13 protein-coding genes are annotated in these 14,774 nt (G+C 72.4%); 9 read left to right on the forward strand and 4 right to left on the reverse strand.

Features of this window, described 5'->3' with window-relative positions; all coding sequences use genetic code 11:
- Position 1: 1 nt before the first annotated feature.
- The 3 genes from rpmF to mutM all read left to right on the forward strand — a co-directional run bounded on the left by rpmF (position 2) and on the right by mutM (position 2,075).
- Positions 2-175: a 50S ribosomal protein L32 gene (gene rpmF, locus AC07FY_RS09380; protein ID WP_003965982.1), complete on the forward strand. Its 174-nt coding sequence runs from the start codon at positions 2-4 to the stop codon at positions 173-175.
- Positions 176-194: 19 nt separating this feature from the next.
- On the forward strand, positions 195-1,061 hold the full coding sequence (gene rnc / locus AC07FY_RS09385) for a ribonuclease III (protein WP_479002843.1): 867 nt from the start codon (positions 195-197) through the stop codon (positions 1,059-1,061).
- A gap of 132 nt (positions 1,062-1,193) precedes the next feature.
- Positions 1,194-2,075, forward strand: a complete 882-nt coding sequence (gene mutM, locus AC07FY_RS09390; RefSeq protein ID WP_479002846.1) for a bifunctional DNA-formamidopyrimidine glycosylase/DNA-(apurinic or apyrimidinic site) lyase — start codon at positions 1,194-1,196, stop codon at positions 2,073-2,075.
- Here mutM and AC07FY_RS09395 read toward each other — a convergent pair.
- A complete protein-coding gene (locus tag AC07FY_RS09395) occupies positions 2,048-2,455 on the reverse strand; it encodes a winged helix-turn-helix transcriptional regulator (RefSeq protein ID WP_479002849.1) in 408 nt (135 codons plus the stop codon). The two genes, mutM and AC07FY_RS09395, sit on opposite strands and share 28 nt — an antisense overlap.
- Positions 2,456-2,590: 135 nt before the next feature.
- Here AC07FY_RS09395 and AC07FY_RS09400 point away from each other — a divergent pair, with 135 nt between their 5' ends.
- Positions 2,591-3,196, forward strand: coding sequence for a flavodoxin family protein (locus AC07FY_RS09400; protein ID WP_479002852.1), 606 nt, complete (start codon positions 2,591-2,593; stop codon positions 3,194-3,196).
- Positions 3,197-3,242: 46 nt separating this feature from the next.
- Here the strand turns inward: AC07FY_RS09400 and AC07FY_RS09405 are convergent, their stop codons facing one another.
- Entirely contained in the window at positions 3,243-4,163 is a 921-nt protein-coding gene (locus AC07FY_RS09405; RefSeq protein WP_479002854.1) for a CAP domain-containing protein, read from the reverse strand.
- A gap of 137 nt (positions 4,164-4,300) precedes the next feature.
- On the opposite strand from AC07FY_RS09405, the gene AC07FY_RS09410 reads away from it, so the two are divergent.
- The 4 genes from AC07FY_RS09410 to AC07FY_RS09425 all read left to right on the forward strand — a co-directional run bounded on the left by AC07FY_RS09410 (position 4,301) and on the right by AC07FY_RS09425 (position 10,809).
- On the forward strand, positions 4,301-4,582 hold the full coding sequence (locus tag AC07FY_RS09410; RefSeq protein ID WP_479002857.1) for an acylphosphatase: 282 nt from the start codon (positions 4,301-4,303) through the stop codon (positions 4,580-4,582).
- A 349-nt stretch (positions 4,583-4,931) separates the two neighbouring features.
- Positions 4,932-5,150 (forward strand): hypothetical protein, encoded by a 219-nt coding sequence (locus AC07FY_RS09415; RefSeq protein ID WP_069922122.1) that lies wholly within the window; start codon positions 4,932-4,934, stop codon positions 5,148-5,150.
- A 184-nt stretch (positions 5,151-5,334) separates the two neighbouring features.
- Positions 5,335-9,135: an AAA family ATPase gene (locus AC07FY_RS09420; RefSeq protein WP_479002860.1), complete on the forward strand. Its 3,801-nt coding sequence runs from the start codon at positions 5,335-5,337 to the stop codon at positions 9,133-9,135.
- 243 nt (positions 9,136-9,378) lie between these two features.
- Positions 9,379-10,809 (forward strand): sugar porter family MFS transporter, encoded by a 1,431-nt coding sequence (locus AC07FY_RS09425; RefSeq protein WP_479002863.1) that lies wholly within the window; start codon positions 9,379-9,381, stop codon positions 10,807-10,809.
- A 43-nt stretch (positions 10,810-10,852) separates the two neighbouring features.
- On the opposite strand, the gene AC07FY_RS09430 is transcribed toward AC07FY_RS09425, so the two are convergent.
- Together AC07FY_RS09430 and AC07FY_RS09435 are read right to left on the reverse strand one after the other, a co-directional pair.
- The gene (locus AC07FY_RS09430; protein ID WP_479002866.1) at positions 10,853-11,839 is read right to left on the reverse strand and encodes an LLM class flavin-dependent oxidoreductase; all 987 of its coding nucleotides are present in this window, start codon (positions 11,837-11,839) and stop codon (positions 10,853-10,855) included.
- A 63-nt stretch (positions 11,840-11,902) separates the two neighbouring features.
- Positions 11,903-13,354 carry a cytosine permease gene (locus AC07FY_RS09435; protein ID WP_479002869.1) on the reverse strand — a complete coding sequence of 484 codons (1,452 nt, stop codon included), beginning with the start codon at positions 13,352-13,354 and terminating at the stop codon, positions 11,903-11,905.
- Between the two features lie 142 nt (positions 13,355-13,496).
- Between AC07FY_RS09435 and ftsY the strand changes: the two genes are divergently transcribed.
- A complete protein-coding gene (gene ftsY, locus AC07FY_RS09440) occupies positions 13,497-14,720 on the forward strand; it encodes a signal recognition particle-docking protein FtsY (RefSeq protein WP_479002872.1) in 1,224 nt (407 codons plus the stop codon).
- Positions 14,721-14,774: the final 54 nt, after the last annotated feature.

A 14,774-nucleotide genomic window follows, 5' to 3' on the forward strand; every position in this document is an offset into this window, starting at 1 on the left:
CGTGGCTGTTCCGAAGCGGAAGATGTCGCGCAGCAACACGCGCCACCGCCGGTCGCAGTGGAAGGCTGCGGTCCCCACCCTGGTTTCGTGCGAGCGTTGCCAGGAGCCGAAGCTCCAGCACATTGCGTGCCCGAGCTGCGGCACCTACAACAAGCGCCAGGTCCTCGAGGTCTGAGCGGCTGGTGAGAGGCGCAATGTCTGAACTGTCCAACGCTGAGAAGCAGGCAGACAGTAGCAACGCGGCCTCGTCCCACAAGCTTCTGGAAGGGCGGCTCGGGTATCGACTCGAGTCCGCCCTTCTGGTGCGTGCACTGACCCACCGCTCGTACGCGTACGAGAACGGCGGTCTGCCCACCAACGAGCGGCTGGAGTTCCTCGGGGACTCCGTGCTCGGCCTGGTGGTCACGGACACGCTGTACACGACCCACCCGGACCTCCCCGAAGGCCAGCTGGCCAAACTTCGGGCCGCGGTGGTCAACTCGCGTGCACTGGCGGAGGTCGGGCGCGGCCTCGAACTCGGCTCCTTCATCCGGCTCGGCCGGGGTGAAGAGGGCACGGGTGGCCGGGACAAGGCCTCGATTCTCGCCGACACGCTCGAAGCGGTGATCGGCGCGGTCTACCTCGACCAGGGCCTCGACGCGGCCTCGGAGCTGGTCCACCGGCTCTTCGACCCGCTCATCGAGAAGTCCTCCAACCTGGGAGCCGGCCTGGACTGGAAGACCAGTCTCCAGGAACTCACGGCGGCCGAAGGTCTTGGCGTACCGGAATACCTGGTCACCGAGACCGGTCCGGACCACGAGAAGACCTTCACTGCTGCTGCCCGCGTCGGTGGTGTCTCGTACGGCACCGGCACCGGCCGCAGCAAGAAGGAAGCGGAACAGCAGGCGGCGGAATCCGCCTGGCGCGGCATCCGCACCGCGGCGGACGAACGGAACGCGGCTGCCGCCGCGGCCGGCGCGGCCGCCGAAACCGGTGCGGACGCCGAAGCCGACGCGGTCGCCGAAGCCGGCGCCGCGGCCGGGGAGGGCGGGACGCCGACGCCCGCCGCTCCGGGCGCCTGACCCTTCCTTCGGGCTTCCCCCGCCCCGCCACCTGCCCCGGCAGGTGGCGGGGCGGTCCCGTTTCCGGGCCGCCGCGGCGCGGCCGGTAGGCTCGGCCGCAGCGCCCCACCGCCGCACCACCGAGGAGAGACCGTGCCCGAGCTGCCCGAGGTCGAGGTCGTGCGGCGGGGTCTCGCGCGGTGGGTGGCCGGGCGGACCGTCGAGGCCGTCGAGGTCCTGCACCCGCGGGCGGTACGGCGGCACCCGGGCGGCGGCGCCGACTTCGCGGCCCGGCTGCGCGGGGCGACCATCGGGGTGCCGCAGCGGCGCGGGAAGTACCTGTGGCTGCCCCTCGCCGACCGGGACCTGTCCGTCCTCGGCCACCTCGGCATGAGCGGACAGCTGCTCGTGCAGCCCGAGGGCGCCCCTGACGAGAAGCACCTGCGGATCCGGGTGCGGTTCACCGATTCCGGCAGCGGCTCCGCCGGAACCGAACTGCGCTTCGTCGACCAGCGGACCTTCGGCGGGCTGTCCCTGCACGAGGTCGCGGCCGACAGCGCCGACGGGCTGCCCGACGTCATCGCGCACATCGCGCGCGACCCCCTGGACCCGTTGTTCGACGAGGGTGCCTACCACCTGGCGCTGCGCGGCCGGCGCACCACCGTCAAGCGGGCGCTGCTCGACCAGTCCCTGATCAGCGGGGTCGGCAACATCTACGCGGACGAGGCGCTGTGGCGCGCCAGGCTGCACTACGAGCGCCCCACCGCCACGCTCACGCGCCCCCGGAGCGCGGAACTCCTGGGGCACGTCCGGGACGTCATGAACGCGGCCCTCGCGGTCGGCGGCACCAGCTTCGACAGCCTCTACGTCAACGTGAACGGCGAGTCGGGCTACTTCGACCGGTCGCTCGACGCCTACGGGCGCGAGGACGAGCCCTGCCGGCGCTGCGGCACCCCGATGCGGCGCCGGCCCTGGATGAACAGGTCGAGCTACTTCTGCCCGCGCTGTCAGCGGGCTCCGCGCGCGGCGTCGTAGGACCGCCGGGCCCCCAGCACCTCCGGCATGCTCGCCTCCAGGAAGTGGATGAGGGAGAGCAGCCGGTCCGCCACCTCCACGCCCATCGGCGTGAGTTCGTAGTCCACGCGCGGCGGGTTCGTCGGCTGCGCCTCGCGGTGGACGATGCCGTCGCGCTCCAGCGCGTGCAGGGTCTGCGCGAGCATCTTCTCGCTCACGCCGTCCACCCGGCGGCGCAGCTCGTTGAACCGGCACGGGCCCTCGCGCAGGGCGCCCACGGTGAGGCTGCCCCAGCGGCCGGTGACGTGCTCCAGGGTCTCCCGGGACGGGCACGTGCGCGCGAAGACGTCGAACGCGAGTCCGGGATCGGCGGCCCCGGTACAGGCGGGGAGTGTGTCCATGCGGCAAGCGTACCTCTGTGCAGCGCTAACCAGTGGGTTGCGCTTTCTAAAAGTTAGTGCTTCTCTGTTTCTCGTCGCAGCCTTCCCCGCCGCGCCGCAACGGCGGCGCGGGGGACGTCCCGAGGAGAGACCGCCTTGTCCGGTACCACGCACACCCCCGTCGTCTCGATCGCCTACCACTCCGGCTACGGCCACACCGCGGTCATCGCCGAGGCCGTCCGCAACGGCGCCACCGAGGCGGGCGCGACCGTCCACGTCGTCAAGGTCGACGAGATCGACGACGCCCAGTGGGCGCTGCTCGACGCCTCCGACGCGATCGTCTTCGGCTCGCCGACCTACATGGGCACCGCCTCGGGTGCCTTCCACGCCTTCGCCGAGGCCACGTCCAAGCGCTGGTTCGGCGACGTGTGGCAGGACAAGGTGGCGGCCGGCTTCACCAACTCCGGCTCCAAGAGCGGCGACAAGCTGCACACCCTGCAGTTCTTCCAGATCCTGGCGGCGCAGCACGGTATGAGCTGGGTGAACCTGGGGCTGAAGCCGGGCTGGAACTCCAGCACCGGTTCGGAGAACGACCTCAACCGCCTCGGCTTCTTCTCCGGCGCCGCGGCCCAGAGCAACTCCGACGAGGGCGCGGAGGCGGTCCACAAGGCCGACATCGCGACCGCCGAGCACCTGGGCCGGCGCGTCGCCGAGCACACCCGCGTCGTCGTCGCGGGCCGCGCGGCGCTGGCCGCGGGCTAGGAAACCCTGGGGGCGCTTCGTACAGGACCCTTCGGGGCGGGTACCCCTAGTAGCCGAAGTCCTGGGTCCACCAGGGGCCGCCGGCGGCGAAGTGGGCGCCGACGCCCAGGGTGCGGAACTCGCAGTTGAGGATGTTCGCCCGGTGGCCCGGGCTGTTCATCCAGGACTTCATCACGGTCTCGGCGTCGCCCTGGCCGCGGGCGATGTTCTCCCCGGCCAGGCCCGAGATCCCGGCCTTCGCGGCGCGGTCCCACGGGGTGTTGCCGTCCGGATCGGTGTGGCCGAAGAACCCGCGGGCGGCCATGTCCCGGCTGAAGGCGCCGGCCAGGGTGGCGAGCGGCGGGTTCGCCCGGACCGGTCCGCAGCCGGCCTGCGCGCGCTCCCGGTTCACCAGGGCGACCACGGCGGCCTCCTCGGCGGAGTGGTTGTCGAGGGGCGGCCGGGGGGCGGGCGCCTGGGTGGAGGGCTCCGCCGGCACGGGGGCGGGCCGCGCGGTGGCCTTGCGCGACGGCGGCGGGGACGGCGCCGTGCTCGGCGCGGAGGGGGCCGCGACGGGCGCCGAAGGCGAGGCTGGGGAGGACGTGGCCGGGCTTGACGAGGCGGAAGGGCTCGGGGAGGCGGAAGGGCTCGGAGAGGCGGAAGGGCTCGGCGACGCGGAGGCCGACGGGCTCGCGGGGGCGGAGCCGGTGGGGACACGGCCCGACAGGTTGGCGAGGCCGCCCTGCTCCTCCACGGCACTGCCGCCGGGGCTCGGTGTGGCCCCTGCGCCACGGGACTGCGCCGATCCGGCGGAGTCCGCACCGGAGACACCCACGTAGGGGAAGGAACCGCCGACCGGAACCATGCCCGTCGTGACGGCCGCCGTCCCGAGCGCCACGGCCACCGAGACGCCCAGCAGGCCGGTGCGCACGGCGGTGCCGCGCTTGCCGCCGCGGCGCGGTGCGGCATGGAGTCCGTGGCGTCCCATCGGCGTCGTGCCTTTCCATACAGACCAAGATCGTCCCTTACTCACCCAAACGGGTGAGTTCATTGGTGCGCGACTGTACGCCATGGGGCCAAGGGGGCGATGTGTCCCGAAAGTGTTCGCCCGGTTAGCGTTCACGCATGAACGAAGAGGTCCGTCTGATCGCCTGGGTGCGCGGTCGCGTGCAGGGAGTGGGCTTCCGCTGGTTCACCAGGGAGAACGCCCTGGAGATCGGCGGGGTCGTCGGTTTCGCGCTCAACCTCGACGACGGGCGGGTGCAGGTGGTGGCCGAAGGTCAACGTGAGAATTGCCACCGGCTCCTCGACTGGCTGCGCTCGGCCGACACGCCCGGCCGGGTGGACGGAGTCACGGAGATCTGGGGCACACCGCGCGGCGGCTACGACGGCTTCGCGATCCGCTGACCGTTTCGCTGATCATGTACTGATCACACTCTGAACCCGTCCGCACACGGTCGGAACTGGGCATTCTCCGTCGAGGCGTTGCCGACGCGGCCGATCCGTGGAAGGCTCGGAGATGAGGATGATCTCCACGCCCCTTGCGGGGCCCGGGCTGCCCGCCGATACGGGGCGTGATCGTGTTGACCGTCAAACTTTTTGGTGAGACGCTGGAAGCCCCGCGCACCCGAGCTGTTTGGCAGTGCTGGCAGTAGTAAGCGCAGTGACTGACAGTCGCTGCCGGACATCCGCGGGTGCGATTCCCTCACGACCCACACCACTTCGGTCGGTCACTCAGTGTGGAGGACCATCCATCATGGCAAAGGCGCTTCTCGGTTACGTCGGCGGTTCCGACCCGCGACTCCTCGCCGAGATGCGACGGCTTCAGCAGCGCGTCCAGGACCTCGAGTCCGAGCTCGTACGGATTCAGTCCGAGAACGACGCGCTGAACGCGGCCGCCGCTCAGCACGACGGAGACTCGCTGCTCGACAGCATCGAGATCGACGTACCCCAGGCGGAGCCTGCGCTCACCTGACAGCACTCATGACGTCGCTCGACTACAGCCCCGCATGATCTGCAAGGGACGCTTCGGCGTCCCTTCTTTCTTTGGACGGCCCGGACGGGCGGCTGGGCGCCGACACCGTTCGCGCCGGTGGTGCCCGCACCCCGCCCCGCACCTTCAGGGGTGAAAGGGAACGCGACGGGTAGAGTCCGGCGGCGTGCACCTCAAGTCCCTGACCCTGCGTGGCTTCAAATCCTTTGCTTCCGCGACCACCCTGCGCTTCGAGCCGGGCATCACCTGCGTCGTGGGTCCGAACGGCTCCGGCAAGTCCAACGTCGTCGACGCGCTGTCCTGGGTCATGGGCGAGCAAGGGGCCAAATCCCTGCGCGGCGGCAAGATGGAGGACGTCATCTTCGCCGGGACCACCGGGCGGCCGCCGCTCGGCCGCGCCGAGGTCTCGCTGACGATCGACAACGCCGACGGCGCGCTGCCCATCGACTACGCCGAAGTCACCATCACCCGGATCATGTTCCGCGGCGGCAGCAGCGAGTACCAGATCAACGGGGACACCTGCCGGCTGCTCGACATCCAGGAGCTGCTCTCCGACTCCGGCATCGGCCGCGAGATGCACGTCATCGTCGGACAGGGCCAGCTGGACTCCGTCCTGCACGCCGACCCCATGGGGCGCCGCGCCTTCATCGAGGAGGCGGCCGGCGTACTGAAGCACCGCAAGCGCAAGGAGAAGGCGCTGCGGAAACTGGACGCGATGCAGGCCAACCTCGCCCGCGTGCAGGACCTGAACGAGGAGCTGCGCCGCCAGCTCAAACCCCTGGGTCGGCAGGCCGCGGTGGCCCGGCGGGCCGCTGTCATCCAGGCCGACCTGCGCGACGCGCGGCTGCGGCTGCTCGCGGACGACCTGGTCACCCTGCGGCGCGCGCTCGACGCGGAGATCGCGGACGAGGCGGCCCTGAAGGAACGCAAGGAGGCCGCCGAGGCCCGGCTCGCGCAGGCGCTGCGGCGCGAGGCGGAGCTGGAGCAGGCGGTACGGGAGCTCGCGCCGCGGCTCCAGCGGGCGCAGCAGACCTGGTACGAGCTCTCGCAGCTCGCCGAGCGGATCCGGGGTACCGCGTCGCTGGCGCAGGCGCGGGTCACGAGCGCGACGGCTCCGGCGGAGGAGGAGCGGCGGGGGCGGGATCCCGAGGACCTGGAGAAGGAGGCCGAGCGGATCCGCGAGCAGGAGGCGGAACTGACGGCGGCGCTGGAGGCCGCCTCCTGCGCGCTGGAGGACACCGCGGCGCACCGGGCGGAGCTGGAGCGGGAGCTGGCCGAGGAGGAGCGGCGGCTGCGGGACGCGGCTCGGGCCCTCGCGGACCGGCGCGAGGCGCTGGCACGGCTGACGGGACGGCTCGGCGCCGCCCGCTCCCGGGCCGGCGCCGCCCAGGCCGAGATCGACCGGCTGGTCGCGGCGCGCGACGAGGCCGAGGCTCGCGCGGTGGCCGCGCAGGAGGAGTACGAGGCGCTGGCGGCGGAGGTCGGCGGCCTCGACGACGCGCCGGAGGAGGACGCGTACGAGGCCGCGCGGGCCGCGCTGGCCGAGGCCGAGGCCGCTTTCGCGGCGGCCCGCGACGCGGCCACGGCGGCGGAACGCTCGCGCGCGGCGGTGGCGGCCCGGCGCGACGCGCTGGCGCTGGGGCTGCGCCGCAAGGACGGTACCGGGGCGCTGCTGGCTGCCCGGGAGCGGCTGGCCGGGCTGCTGGGGCCGGCGGCGGAGCGGCTGTCGGTGGCGGCGGGGTACGAGATCGCGGTGGCCGCCGCGCTGGGCTCGGCGGCCGACGCCCTCGCGGTGTCCTCCCCGGCCTCCGCGGCCGATGCCATCCGCCACCTCCGCGCGGCGGACGCGGGCCGCGCCACTCTCCTGATCACCCCGCCCGCGCCCTGCGGCCCGGACCTGCCGCCCGCGCCCCCCGGCCCGGGAACCCTGCCCAACCGGACCTCGCCCGCGGTCGGCGTGCCCGGACCGGCCCCGGCCCCGGCGCCGGCGCCGGGTGCGAGTGCCGCGGAAGGGCGGTCCCCTGCCTCGAGCCCTCCCCAGGACCCGCCCGCGGGGCCCGGCGCGGCCGTCCTGCCGGGGCAGGCATCGGTCTCCTCCGGGGTGGCCGCCGCTGTCCGGGCGGCCGCCTCCAGCCCGGCCGGCGGCGCCCGCGTGGCCGTGGAGGAAGTCGTCGCCGCCGCGGGGCTGGTCGGCGGTGACGCCGAGGTGCGGCGGGCCGTGGCGTGGGTGCTGCGGGACCACTTCGTGGTCGGGACGCTCGACGAGGCCGAGGCCCTCCTCGCGCAGCGGCCCGACGCCGTGGCGGTGACGGTCGAGGGCGATGTACTCGGGTCGCACCTCGCGCACGGCGGCTCCGCCGGCGCGCCCAGCCTGATCGAAGTGCAGGCGGCGGTCGACGAGGCGGCGGCCGAGCTGGCGCGTCTCGACACCCGGTGCGGCGAACTCACCGCCGCCCAGGCCGCCGCCCAGGGGCAACGGCAGGACGCGGCGGCCCTGGTCGAGGAGCTCGCCGAGCGGCGCCGGGCCGGGGAACGGGCCCGGGCCGGGGTCGCACAGCAGCTCGGCCGCCTCGCCGGACAGGCGAAGGGCGCGGCGGGCGAGGCCGAGCGCAGTGCCACCGCGGCGGCCAAGGCCCAGGACGCCCTCGAACAGGCGCTGCTGGACGTGGAGGAGTGCGCCGAGCAGCTCGCGACAGCCGAGGAGATGCCCGCGCAGGAGGAGCCGGACACCACCCGACGGGACCGGCTGGCCGCCGACGGGGCCAATGCCCGGCAGACGGAGATGGAAGCCCGGCTCCAGCTCAGGACGCACGAGGAGCGGGTCCGGGGGCTGGCCGGCCGAGCGGATTCACTCGATCGGGCGGCCCGCGCCGAGCGGGAGGCCCGCGCCCGCGCGGAGCGCCGCCGGGCGCGCCTGCGGCACGAGGCGGAGGTCGCCCGGGCGGTCGCCGACGGCGCCCGCCAGTTGCTCGCCCACGTGGAGGTCTCGCTGGGACGGGCCGACGCGGAACGCGCAGGGGCCGAGCAGGCCAAGGGCCTGCGCGAGCACGAACTCGCCGAGGCCCGCAGCGCCGGCCGGGACCTGAAGGGCGAACTCGACAAGCTCACCGACTCGGTGCACCGCGGCGAGGTGCTCGGCGCCGAGAAGCGGCTGCGCATCGAGGCGTTGGAGGCCAAGGCGCTGGAGGAGTTCGGCATGGAGGCGGCCGGCCTCACCGCCGAGTACGGCCCCGACCAGCTCGTTCCGCCGTCCCCGCCCGCGGAGGGCGAGACGCTGCCCGAGGACCCGCAGCACCCCCGCAACCTGCCCGGCCCCTTCGTCCGCGCCCAGCAGGAGAAGCGGCTCAAGGCGGCCGAGCGCGCCTACCAGCAGCTCGGCAAGGTCAACCCGCTCGCCCTGGAGGAGTTCGCGGCCCTGGAGGAGCGCCACCAGTTCCTCAGCGAGCAGCTGGAGGACCTCCGCAAGACCCGCGCCGACCTCCTTCATGTCGTGAAGGAGGTCGACGAGCGCGTCGAGCAGGTCTTCACCGAGGCGTACCAGGACACGGCCCGCGAATTCGAGGGGGTCTTCTCCCGGCTGTTCCCCGGCGGCGAGGGCCGGCTGGTCCTCACCGATCCCGAGCACATGCTGACCAGCGGCGTCGACGTCGAGGCCCGCCCGCCGGGCAAGAAGGTCAAGCGGCTGTCGCTGCTCTCCGGCGGCGAGCGCTCGCTGACCGCCGTGGCCCTGCTGGTGTCGATCTTCAAGGCGCGGCCCAGTCCGTTCTACGTGATGGACGAGGTCGAGGCGGCACTCGACGACACCAACCTGCAGCGCCTCATCCGGATCATGGAGGAGCTCCAGGAGAGCTCGCAGCTCATCGTGATCACGCACCAGAAGCGGACGATGGAGGTCGCGGACGCCCTCTACGGGGTCTCGATGCAGGGGGACGGGGTCTCCAAAGTGATCAGCCAGCGGCTGCGCTGATCCTCCCTTCGGCTCATTCTGTTCAGGAAATGAACGCTGAGCCCCGAGCCTGCCCGTCACTACCGGTGCACACTGCATTCCTTTCGAGGTCTTGACTTCAGGAAGTGAAGTCATAAGCTCTGGTGTGCCGTGTCCACGTTCAGGTGGTGGTGAGCCGCATGCTGTGCGCCACTAGAGGAACACGCGCATAGACACGACGACCCCCACACCGCCCGCCGTCGGCGCCGGGCCCAGGAGCGCACCTTGACCAGCACAGCGAACCCACCCGCTTCCGGCGGGGGCCGGGCGGCGCAGCCCGACCACCTCGGGCACGTCATCTTCATCACCGCGGCCGCGGCCATGGGCGGATTCCTCTTCGGCTACGACAGCTCCGTCATCAACGGCGCCGTCGAGGCGATCCGCGACCGCTTCGACGTCGGCTCCGCCGCCCTCGCCCAGGTGATCGCCGCCGCGCTGATCGGCTGCGCCCTCGGCGCCGCCACCGCCGGCCGCATCGCCGACCGGATCGGCCGCATCCGCTGCATGCAGATCGCCGCGGTCCTGTTCACCGCCAGCGCCATCGGCTCGGCCCTCCCGTTCGCCCTCTGGGACCTCGCCATGTGGCGGGTCGTCGGCGGCTTCGCCATCGGCATGGCCTCGGTCATCGGCCCGGCCTACATCGCCGAGGTCTCCCCGCCCGCCTACCGCGGCCGCCTCGCCTCCTTCCAGCAGGCCGCGATCGTGATCGGCATCGCCATCTCCCAGCTCGTCAACTGGGGCATCCTCAACCTCGCTGACGGCGACCAGCGCGGGGAGATCGGCGGCCTGGAAGCCTGGCAGTGGATGCTCGGCGTGATGGTCATCCCGGCCGTCCTCTACGGCCTGCTGTCCTTCGCCATCCCCGAGTCCCCGCGCTTCCTGGTCTGGGTCGGGCGCATGGAGAAGGCCAAGACGGTGCTGCGCGAGGTCGAGGGGTCGGGCATCGACGCCGACGCCCGGGTCCGCGAGATCGACCGGGCCATCCACTCGGAGCACAAGTCGACGTTCAAGGACCTCCTCGGCGGCCGCTTCGGCTTCCTGCCGATCGTCTGGATCGGCATCGGCCTCTCCGTCTTCCAGCAGCTCGTCGGTATCAACGTGATCTTCTACTACAGCTCCTCGCTGTGGCAGTCGGTCGGCATCGACCCGAGCGCCTCGTTCCTCTACTCCTTCGAGACCTCGGTCGTGAACATCATCGGTACGGTGATCGCGATGGTCTTCGTGGACCGCATCGGCCGCAAGCCGCTGGCCCTCATCGGTTCCGCCGGCATGTCGATCTCCCTCGCGTGCGCCGCCTGGGCCTTCTCCTACAAGTCCGGCGTCGGCGGCGACATCGCCCTGCCGCACGCGCAGGGCATCGTGGCCCTGGTCGCCGCCAACTGCTTCGTGCTCTTCTTCGCCCTGTCCTGGGGCGTGGTGGTCTGGGTGCTCCTCGGTGAGATGTTCCCGGGCCGGATCCGCGCCGCCGCCCTCGGCGTCGCCGCGGCCGCCCAGTGGATCGCCAACTGGGTCATCACCGTCTCGTTCCCGAGCCTGTCGGACTGGAACCTGTCCGGCGCCTACATGATCTACACGTTCTTCGCCCTGCTCTCGATCCCCTTCATCCTCAAGTGGGTGCCGGAGACCAAGGGCAAGGCGCTGGAGGAGATGGGGTAACCATCCCCCGCCAACCACCCCGTCTCCTCGCTACTGCCCCGGCTCAGTCCTTGAGCCGGGGCAGTACCTGTTCGCACAGAAGGTGCAGGCTGCGCCAGCCCTCGTCCAGGGGCATCCCGCCGCACAGCGGGTGCAGCACCAGGTTCCCCGCCTCGCCCGCACCTCGGGCGTAGGCGACGGCCTCGTCCGGGGTGAGCACCCGGTAGACCCCCTCCGCGCGCAGCTCGGACACCGAGCGCGCGCCCGACCGCACGGCGCTGCGGATGTCCTTCGACTGCCAGGAGGCGTACGTGCCCGCCTCGTGCAGGAAGCGCTCCCCGTGCTCGGCCCAGACCCGGTCCGGGTCCTCCGCGATGTGCAGCAGCGGGGTCTCGGCCGCGGGCATCATGCAGAAGCCCTCCGTGCCGTACTCGGCGAGCCGCTCCCGGTAGTACGCCTCCAGCTCCGGCAGGTGCGCGCTGGGGAAGAACGGCAGGCCCAGCCGGGCCGCGCGCCGGGCCGCCGCCTGCGAGCTGCCACCGACCAGGAGCATCGGGTGCGGCCGTGTGAACGGCCGCGGGGTCACGCGTACGGTGCGGCCGCGGAAGGGGAACGGCTCGCCGGTCCACGCCTGCAGCAGGGTCTCCAGCAGTTCGTCCTGGAGCCGGCCGCGCCGCCCCCACTCCACACCGTGCTGCTCGTACTCCTGCGGCCGGTAGCCGATGCCCGCCACCGTGACCAGGCGCCCCCCGCTCAGCAGGTCCAGCACGGCGATGTCCTCGGCCACCTTCAGCGGGTCGTACAGCGGGCCGATGATGGCCGAGACGGTGACCGCGATCCGGCGGGTGGCACCGAGCACGGCGCCCGCGAAGGCGAAGGGGGAGGGCAGCCAGTTGTTGTCGGTGCCGTGGTGCTCCTCGGTCTGGACGGTGTCGATGCCGCGGTCGTCCGCGTACCTCGCCATGTCCAGCGCCGCCTTGTAGCGCGCGGAGAGGGATTCGGGAGTGCCGTGCGGATCGACGAGATTGAACCGGGCCACGGTGATGGGCATGGAGGAGTCCCCCTTCGCCGGATGCGGGTGGGCGGGCGAAGGGGGACGTTAGCTGACGCAGCGTCAGTTGGACAGGGATCCGGCGGGCTCGCGCTCCCCGGCCGCGGCGGCCGCGTCCGGCGCCGCTTCCGGGGCCGCCGTACGCGGCAGGACGGCGTACAGCACACCCGAGGTGATGATGCCGGCCGCCCAGCCGAGGCCGTTCCGCCCGATCCAGGTGGTGGCGAGCGGCCCGCTGAACCAGTCCACCGAGGTGAAGAGCAGGCCCACGACCAGGGCCAGGGCCCACGCGGTCATCGCCTGCCAGGCGAAACCTCCCCGGTACCAGTAGGCGCTGGTCCGCGTGGTGTCCAGCAGCGCCGGCCCGTCGTAGGACCTGCGGCGCAGCATGTCCACGCCGAAGACGCCGATCCAGGCGGAGAAGGCCACGGCCAGCAGGGTCAGGAAGGAGATGAAGGAGCCGAAGAAGCCGGTCGCCACCACCATCAGCAGGAAGCCGAAGACGAGGCTGATCAGGGCGTTGACGCTGACCGCCCAGGCGCGCGGGACCTTGATGCCGAGGGTCTGCGCGGTGAAGCCGGCCGAGTACATGGACATCGAGTTGATGAGCAGCATGCCGACCAGCGCGATGAGCAGGTACGGGACCGCGATCCAGGTCGGCAGGAGCTCGCCGATGAAGGACACCGGGTCCTGGGCGCCGGCGAGGTCCGGAGTGCCGACGGCCATGACGGCGCCCATCAGGACCATCGGCAGCACGACCACGCCGGCGCCGCCGATCGTCGCGCCCACCAGGGCCTTGGAGGAGGCGGTACGGGGCAGGTAGCGGGTGAAGTCCGGGCCGGAGGGCACCCAGCTGATGCCGCCGGCGGCGATGGTGCCGATCCCCGCGACCATCATGGCGGTGGAGCCGGCCGGCTTGCCGAAGACGGCGGCCCAGTCGGTGGTGGCCACCAGGTATCCGAGGACCAGCACGCTGAAGGCGCCGAACAGGTACGTCGACCACGTCGAGCAGACGCGCAGCGCGTTGATGCCGAGGCCCGAGACGACGAAGGTGGCGCCCACGAAGAACAGCAGCGTGACCACGATCAGCGGGGTGCTGCTCCTGACACCGAACAGCAGGTCGAGCACGGTCAGCACCGCGTAGGCGCCGCTGACCGCGTTGATGGTCTCCCAGCCCCAGCGGGCCACCCATATGAGGGCGCCGGGGAAGAGGTTGCCGCGCTGGCCGAACACGGCCCGCGAGAGCGCCATGCCCGGGGCGCCGCCGCGCTTGCCGGCTATCGAGATCAGACCCACGATCCCGTACGACAGGACCGGCGCGGCGACCGCGACGACCAGCACCTGCCAGATGTTGAGCTCGTTGAAGATCACCAGGCCGGCGCCCATGGTCAGCAGCAGCACGCTGATGTTGGCGGCCACCCAGGTGGGGACGAGCTCGCGGACACGGCCGACGCGCTCGCCGTCCGGGACCGGCTCCAGGCCGCGGGTCTCGACGGCGGTGTCTTCGGCAGGCATGCGGTCTCCGTGGGGGAGGGAGTGGCAGGGAGTCGCCCATCATCGTAGATCTGCCGCTAAAACCCCAAAAAACGCCGTACGGCCCGGTGGGAACCGTCAAGGTCCGGGTTCCGGGGCCGCCGTGGCCGATACTGGGTGGGTTATGGACATCCTCATCCTTGCTGTAGTCATCGCCCTGGTCGCGGTCGGCGCGATCAGCGGGCTCGTGGTCAGCAGCCGCAAGAAGAAGCAGCTGCCGCCCACGGCGCCGTCGAGCACGCCGACCATCACTGCCCCGCCCGCCGAACCCCAGGTGGGGGAGGACGCCGCACCGACGGTCGACGAGCCGCGCCGAACCATCGAGGAGGTCGACCTCCCCGACGCGGAGGCTGCCCTCGCGACGCCGGCCGCCGTCGAGGACCCGGTCGTGGAGGCTCCGCCCGCGCCCGCGATCGAGGTTCCCGAGCCCACCGCCGGCCGCCTGGTCCGGCTGCGCGCGCGCCTGGCCCGCTCGCAGAACTCCCTGGGCAAGGGGCTGCTCACGCTGCTCTCCCGGGAGCACCTCGACGAGGACACCTGGGAGGAGATCGAGGAGACCCTCCTCGTCGCCGACGTCGGTGTCGTCCCGACCCAGGAGCTGGTCGACCGGCTCCGTGAGCGGGTCAAGGTGCTCGGCACCCGCACCCCGGCGGATCTGCGCACCCTGCTCAAGGAGGAGCTGCTGACCCTGATCGGCACCGACTTCGACCGCGCCGTGAAGACCGAGAGCGGCGAGGACACCCCCGGCGTGATCATGGTCGTCGGCGTCAACGGCACCGGCAAGACCACGACCACGGGCAAGCTGGCGCGCGTGCTCGTCGCCGACGGCCGCAGTGTGGTGCTCGGCGCCGCCGACACCTTCCGCGCCGCCGCCGCCGACCAGCTCCAGACCTGGGGCGAGCGCGTCGGGGCCCGTACGGTGCGCGGCCCGGAGGGCGGCGACCCGGCGTCGATCGCCTACGACGCCGTCAAGGAGGGCATCGCCGAGGGCGCCGACGTGGTGCTCATCGACACCGCGGGCCGCCTGCACACCAAGACCGGCCTGATGGACGAGCTCGGCAAGGTCAAGCGGGTCGTGGAGAAGCACGGCCCGCTCGACGAGATCCTGCTGGTCCTGGACGCCACCACCGGCCAGAACGGCCTCGCCCAGGCCCGCGTCTTCGCCGAGGTCGTGGACGTCACCGGCATCGTCCTGACCAAGCTCGACGGCACCGCCAAGGGCGGCATCGTGATCGCCGTCCAGCGCGAGCTCGGCGTCCCGGTCAAGCTCATCGGCCTCGGTGAGGGCGCGGACGACCTGGCGCCGTTCGAGCCGGAGGCGTTCGTGGACGCGCTGATCGGCGACTGACGGCCCCTCCCTCCTCGTGCGGGTGCCCCCGCGTTCCGGCCGGAACGCGGGGGC

It is taken from the genome of Streptomyces sp. NPDC045967 (assembly GCF_056430495.1).